Raw genomic sequence first — 2,232 nt, 5'->3', positions numbered from 1 at the left:
TATGAGAAGTACCAGAAGATATTTTTTAAGAAAACAAAGGAGAAATTCAAACAGGAACACCCGGAGGTTGCCCGGTATGAGAAAGCCGCCGCCTACCTTGCCAAGCACCCGGACGATAAGGACAGTACCCAAAATGAGCTGCAAGAGGAGCAGGAAAAACTTCTCAGCGAAATCGCAGAGCTGAAAGAACCTTTGACCGAGGTACAGGCTGATTTGAAGAAGTTGCGGGACATCCGCTACTGGGTACGGAAAGCTACACCCGGCACAGAAGAAAGCAAAGAGCCGCCCAAGAAGCAGCCTATCAAGGAAGTCTTGCAGGATAAGGCTGACGAGAAAAAAGCACAAAGAACTGTCCCGGCACAGACGAAACACAAACAACAGGATATGGAACTTTAACAGGCACTTGCCATTTTCAAGCAGAGAATGTCAGGTGCTTTTCTTATTTTCAAGGAGGGATAGATTTGAATGTATTTGAAGCTGTGAAGCAGTCCGTCACAACAAGACAGGCTGCGGAGCATTATGGAATCCATGTAGGTCGGAACGGGATGGCTTGCTGCCCGTTCCATAACGATAAAACCCCAAGCATGAAGCTGGATCGGCGTTACCACTGCTTCGGCTGCGGTGCGGATGGGGATGTGATTGATTTTGCCGCCGCCCTGTATGGGCTGGGAAAGAAAGAAGCCGCCGTACAGCTGGCACAGGACTTCGGGCTTTCCTATGAGGACTGGAAACCGCCGGGAAAGGCAAAAAAGCCCAAGCCCCGGCAGAAATCCCCGGAGGAACAGTTTCAGGAAGCAAAGAACCGCTGCTTCCGTATCCTTGCCGATTATCTCTACCTGCTTCGGGCATGGAGAACGGAATATGCCCCGCACTCCCCAGAGGAAGCCTTTCATCCCCGGTTTGTGGAAGCCTTACAAAAGCAAGCCCATGTGGAATATCTGCTGGATGTGCTGCTGTTCGGGGAGACAGAGGAAAAAGCGGCTTTGATTGCGGACTACGGAAAGGATGTGATACAGCTTGAACAGCGAATGGCAGAGCTTGCAGCCGCAGACGCAGCAAGAACTAAAAAACACCATGAACGCCATGCAGCCGCCCCAGAGCGTTGAGGAAATCAAGGCGGGGCTGGAAACTACCGAGAAAGGCGGTGTCCGCCAGAGCATACGGAACTGCCTGACCGTATTCCAGCGTGACCCTCTGCTTTCCGGGGCTATCGCATACAACATCCTGACCGACCGCAAGGACATCATAAAGCCCATCGGTTTTCACAGAGAAAGCACAGCCCTGAACGATACGGATATGAAGTATCTGCTTCTCTATCTGGAAGAAACCTACGGTCTTACCAATGAGAAAAAGATTGATAACGCCATCGGGATTGTGGCGAATGAAAACAAGTACCATCCCATCCGGGACTATCTCAATACCCTTGTGTGGGACGGGACAGAGCGAATCCGTTTCTGCCTGCGGCACTTTCTGGGGGCTGACGCAGACGATTACACCTATGAAGCGTTGAAGCTGTTCCTGCTGGGTGCAATCTCACGAGCCTTTCAGCCGGGGTGCAAGTTTGAAATCATGCTTTGTCTGGTAGGCGGTCAGGGGGCTGGAAAGTCCACCTTCTTCCGTCTGCTGGCAGTCCGGGACGAGTGGTTCTCCGATGATTTGCGGAAGCTGGACGATGACAATGTGTACCGTAAGCTGCAAGGTCACTGGATTATCGAAATGTCGGAAATGATGGCAACCGCAAACGCCAAGAGCATTGAGGAAATCAAGTCATTTTTAAGCCGGCAGAAAGAGGTTTATAAGATACCCTATGAAACCCACCCGGCAGACCGCCCCCGTCAGTGCGTGTTTGGCGGCACTTCCAATGCCCTTGACTTCCTGCCCCTTGACCGTTCCGGCAACCGCCGCTTTATCCCCGTCATGGTGTACCCGGAGCAAGCCGAGGTTCACATTTTGGAGGACGAAGCTGCTTCCAGAGCCTATATCGAGCAGATGTGGGCGGAAGCGATGGAGATTTACCGAAGCGGCAGGTTCAAGCTGGCTTTCAGCCCCGCCATGCAGCGGTATCTCAAAGAACACCAGCGGGATTTTATGCCGGAGGACACCAAAGCCGGGATGATACAGGCGTATCTTGATAAGTACACCGGGAGCATGGTCTGTTCCAAGCAGCTCTACAAGGAAGCCTTAAACCATGCCTTTGACGAGCCGAAGCAATGGGAAATCCGGGAAATCAAC

2 protein-coding genes and 1 pseudogene are annotated in these 2,232 nt (G+C 52.2%); all 3 read left to right on the top strand.

Translation table 11 applies throughout. From position 1 onward, the window contains the following. Nucleotides 1-396 (top strand): annotated as a pseudogene (locus DW806_RS14935) (MobQ family relaxase); the annotation flags it as partial. 65 nt (nucleotides 397-461) lie between these two features. Continuing rightward, nucleotides 462-1,106, top strand: coding sequence for a CHC2 zinc finger domain-containing protein (locus tag DW806_RS14930; RefSeq protein ID WP_118730448.1), 645 nt, complete (start codon nucleotides 462-464; stop codon nucleotides 1,104-1,106). Next, nucleotides 1,075-2,232: virulence-associated E family protein (locus DW806_RS14925; protein WP_118730447.1), on the top strand; the 1,158-nt coding region annotated here is incomplete at its 3' end. The genes DW806_RS14930 and DW806_RS14925, both read left to right, overlap by 32 nt.

The sequence above is a fragment of the Butyricicoccus sp. AM32-19 genome (genome assembly GCF_003480365.1).
GTDB classification, from domain to species: Bacteria; Bacillota; Clostridia; order Oscillospirales; family Butyricicoccaceae; genus Agathobaculum; species Agathobaculum butyriciproducens.
This window is presented reverse-complemented; position numbering and strand designations above follow the sequence as displayed.